The following is a 3,618-nucleotide window of genomic DNA, read 5'->3' on the forward strand; positions in this document are numbered from 1 at the left end:
CCCCCCCCCCCCCCCCCCCCCCCCCCCCGGGGGGTTATTCGGGGTTTTCCATAAAATAGTCCCGGGTTTGTTGGATATTGTGCTGAATTTCGGCCTTCAGCTCCTGGGGGGAGGCGAATCTGCGCTCCGGGCGCAGGCGGCGGCAGAACTCCACCCGGATGGTTTTGTCGTAGAGGTCGCCGTCGAAATCCAGCAGGAAGGTCTCCACCGACACGGCGTCGCCGTCGCTGACGGTGGGGCGGGTGCCGATGTTGGTGACGCCGGGGACGCTGGTGCCGTCCGGCAGGAACACCCGGGTCACATACACGCCCCGCTCCGGCAGCAGAACATGGTCCGGCGGGGTCAGGTTCACCGTGGGGATGCCGATGGTGCGGCCAAAGCGGCAGCCGTGGGTGACGGTGCGGGTCAGGCAGTGGCGGTGGCCCAGGAAATCGGCGGCCCGCTCCATCTGTCCGCTTTCGATAAGGGTGCGGATATAGGTGGAGCTGACGGTGATGCCGTCCCGGGTCACCTGGGGGATGATGTCGCAGCCGATGCCCCGCTCCCGGCAGCGGGACAGGAGTTTGTCCGGGTCCCCCTGGTTCCGGTGGCCGAAGTGATAGTCGTGGCCCGCCACCAGGTGGACGGCCCCGTAGGTCCCCACCAGCAGGCGATCGATAAACTCCTGCCAGGGCATGGTCATCATGGCCCGGTCAAAGGGGGCGATGATCACCTGGCGGATGCCGTAAAGCCGCTGCATCAGATCCCGGCGGTCGTCAGGGGTGTTGATCAGGCCCACCGGGCGGCCGGTGACCACCTCCTTAGGCGGACGGTCGAAGGTAAAGGCGGCGGGGACGGCCTCCAGCTCCCGGGCCCGGGCGGCGGTTTTTTCCAGCAGGGCTCCGTGGCCCCGGTGAACGCCGTCGAAAAAGCCCAGGGCGATAACAGTTCGATTCAAGGTACTCACGCTCCGAAAAAGTTTTTAAGGGAGGTCATTACGCCGCCCTCCAGGCGGCTGAGGCAGAGAAATTCGCCGCTCTGACCATATACCCGGTACACGCCCTCCGGCAGCTCCTGGCGGACGGTGAAGGGGTTCCCGTTGCGGCACAGGGCGTCCACCCGGGGATGCCGGATGCGGTAGGCCGGGTGCTGGCGGAACAGTGAGTCCAGCGGGGCCAGCAGCGCCTCGCCCTCCTGCTGCACCCGGTCCAGGGTCACGGCGTCATCCAGGGTGAATCCGGCGGCCATGGTGCGGCGCAGACTGCTCATGCAGCCGCCGCAGCCCAGGGCCTGGCCGATGTCGTGGCACAGGGTGCGGACATAGGTGCCCTTGGAGCACCGGATGCGCAGGGTATAGTCCGCCGGGCCGCTCTGGTCCAGCAGCTCCAGCTCATGGATGGTAACGGGCCGGGCCGGACGCTCCACCTCCCCGCCCCGGCGGGCGATCTGATAGAGCTTCTGTCCGCCGATCTTGATGGCGGAGTACATGGGGGGCACCTGTTCAATGGGGCCGGTGAACCGGGGCAGCAGGTGCTCCAGGTCCTCCCGGCCGGTGAGCACCGGATGGGTGTCCAGAGTCTCGCCGGAGGTGTCCTGGGTGTCGGTGGTGCGGCCCAGCCGCAGCCCGGCGACGTACTCCTTCTGGCCGTCCTCGGCGAAGGACACCGCCCGGGTGGCCTGTCCCACGAATACCGGCAGAACGCCGGTGGCCATGGGGTCCAGAGTCCCGGCGTGGCCCACCTTTTTGGTTTTCAAAATCCCCCGCAGCTTGGCGCAGACATCCATAGATGTCCACCCGGCGGGCTTGTCGATGATGATGATTCCGTTTGCCATGGGTCGCTCCTTGTGAAAAGTCTGCGCCAAACGCGCCTGATGGCGCGTACAAGCGTTTTGCGCAGCAAAACCTTGCCGCAGGAGGCAAATAAAATGCAATCATTTTCGGCCGGGGCGTGTACCTGGCCGAAAATACTTCTCAGGCTGCAAGTGTGGAATTTGTTCGCCATCGGCGAACAAATTATGCGCGTAGCAGACTGCAAATTCTGTCAAAAAAGGGCCTTGCCCTTTTTTGACAGTTTCGTCCACCCGGCGGGCTTGTCGATGATGATGATTCCGTTTGCCATGGGTCGCTCCTTTTGTCAATCCTCCCCCGCCACCATGTCGATGGCCTGGAGCACGGCCTGCTTCACCTCGCCGAGGGTGCCGTGCAGCGTGGCGCCGGCAGCAGCCGCATGGCCGCCGCCGCCCAGAAGGGCACAGACCTCTGTGGCATTGACCCGGGGGCCGGTTCGCAGGGAAATTTTCACCCGGCCGTCCTTCAGCTCCCGCAGGGTCACGCCGCAGTCGGTGCCCTCCACCAGGGCAGCCAGACTGGACAACTCCTCCACGTCGGCCTCCGTGGCCTTGTAATCCAGGCACAGGGACAGGGGGATCTGCATGACGACCACCCGGTCGTGGTCATAATACTCCGCCCACTCCGCCATCCAGGCCTCCATAGCCAGACGGGTGCGGCTCTTGGTGCGGAACAGGGCCTTGTTCACCGGCGCCGCGTCGATGCCGCAATCCATCAGGGCGGCGGCGATGCGGTGGGTCCGGGGCGTGGTATTGGAATAGACGAAGCAGCCGGTATCCGTGGATACGGCCACATACAGGGGTAGGGCGATCTCCGGCGTCACCGGAGTCAGGCGGGTGATGATGTCGTACACGATCTCGCCGCAGGCGGCGGAATCCGCCTCCAGGCACGTCTCCCGGGCAAAAAAGCCCTGAGAGGGATGGTGGTCAATGGCCAGGTCGATACGTTCCCCATAGGGCCGTGCGTTTTCCGGCAGCAGGGACAGCGCCGCAATGTCCACGGACACCACGCGGTCGGGGACGAACCCCTCCGGGGCGGTGTAGGGCGCGGCATAGGGGGCGTAGGTGGCGGTAAGCTCAGGATTGGGCAGCAGATATGCCGTCTTGCCCAGGTCCCGCAGAGCCCGGCACAGGGCGGCAGCGGAGCCCACGGTATCGCCGTCGGGGCGGACGTGGGTCAGCAGCAGCAGACGATCCCAGCCCAGCAGCAGCCGGGCGGCTTCAGCGGTGGTCATAGCACAGCCCTCCTCAATCCTCCCGGTCCTCGGGCAGAACGATGTCTGCGTTCCGGGGATCGGCGGGCTTCACATGGTTCAGCATATCCAGAATGTGTGCGCCATAGGCGATGGAATCGTCGATAAAAAACTGGAGCTCCGGCGTGTAGCGCAGGTCGATGCGGCTGCCCAGCTCGCGGCGCAGATAACCGGCGGCGGACTTGAGGCCCTTGAGCAGGCCCTTCTCATCCGGGCAGTTCAGGGCGCTGACATAGACCCGGGCATAGCGCAGGTCGCTGGTGGTGTCCACATGGGTGATGGTCAGCATACCCTCGGACACCCGGGGGTCCTTGACGGTGCGCAGCAGGGCGGAAAGCTCCTTCTGGATGGCGTCGTTGATGCGGGGAATGCGGTTGGATGCCATAGTCGGTCTCCTTTCGTTTTCGATGAGATGAAAAGAGGGCGGGCGAAGCGCCCGCCCTCTGGGTTGTGTGTTTACTGGGGGATTTCCTCCATGGTGAAGGCTTCGATGATATCGCCTGCCCCATGAAACGGGGTTTCATGGGGACCCCGGATA

The 3,618-nt window shown here is 64.9% G+C and carries 4 protein-coding genes; all 4 read right to left on the bottom strand.

The annotated features are described in order from the left end of the window. Window positions 1-34: 34 nt before the first annotated feature. Window positions 35-946 (bottom strand): riboflavin biosynthesis protein RibF, encoded by a 912-nt coding sequence (gene ribF, locus LKD37_RS17055; RefSeq protein WP_370686885.1) that lies wholly within the window; start codon window positions 944-946, stop codon window positions 35-37. Next, a complete protein-coding gene (gene truB / locus LKD37_RS17060) occupies window positions 943-1,812 on the bottom strand; it encodes a tRNA pseudouridine(55) synthase TruB (RefSeq protein WP_302930266.1) in 870 nt (289 codons plus the stop codon). The genes ribF and truB overlap by 4 nt, the downstream gene beginning before the upstream one ends. A gap of 302 nt (window positions 1,813-2,114) precedes the next feature. Next, window positions 2,115-3,062, bottom strand: coding sequence for a DHH family phosphoesterase (locus tag LKD37_RS17065; protein WP_302930267.1), 948 nt, complete (start codon window positions 3,060-3,062; stop codon window positions 2,115-2,117). Window positions 3,063-3,075: 13 nt separating this feature from the next. Then, window positions 3,076-3,465 (bottom strand): 30S ribosome-binding factor RbfA, encoded by a 390-nt coding sequence (gene rbfA / locus LKD37_RS17070; protein ID WP_302930268.1) that lies wholly within the window; start codon window positions 3,463-3,465, stop codon window positions 3,076-3,078. Between the last annotated feature and the right edge of the window lie 153 nt (window positions 3,466-3,618).

The sequence above is a fragment of the Brotocaccenecus cirricatena genome (assembly GCF_020687045.1).
Taxonomy (GTDB): Bacteria; Bacillota; Clostridia; order Oscillospirales; family Oscillospiraceae; genus Vescimonas; species Vescimonas cirricatena.

What these genes read in the sequence shown, in the direction of transcription:
- truB (WP_302930266.1), bottom strand. Translation starts at nt 1,812, where the DNA reads ATGGCAAACGGAATCATCATCATCGACAAGCCCGCCGGGTGGACATCT.
- rbfA (WP_302930268.1), bottom strand. Translation starts at nt 3,465, where the DNA reads ATGGCATCCAACCGCATTCCCCGCATCAACGACGCCATCCAGAAGGAG.
- LKD37_RS17065 (WP_302930267.1), bottom strand. Translation starts at nt 3,062, where the DNA reads ATGACCACCGCTGAAGCCGCCCGGCTGCTGCTGGGCTGGGATCGTCTG.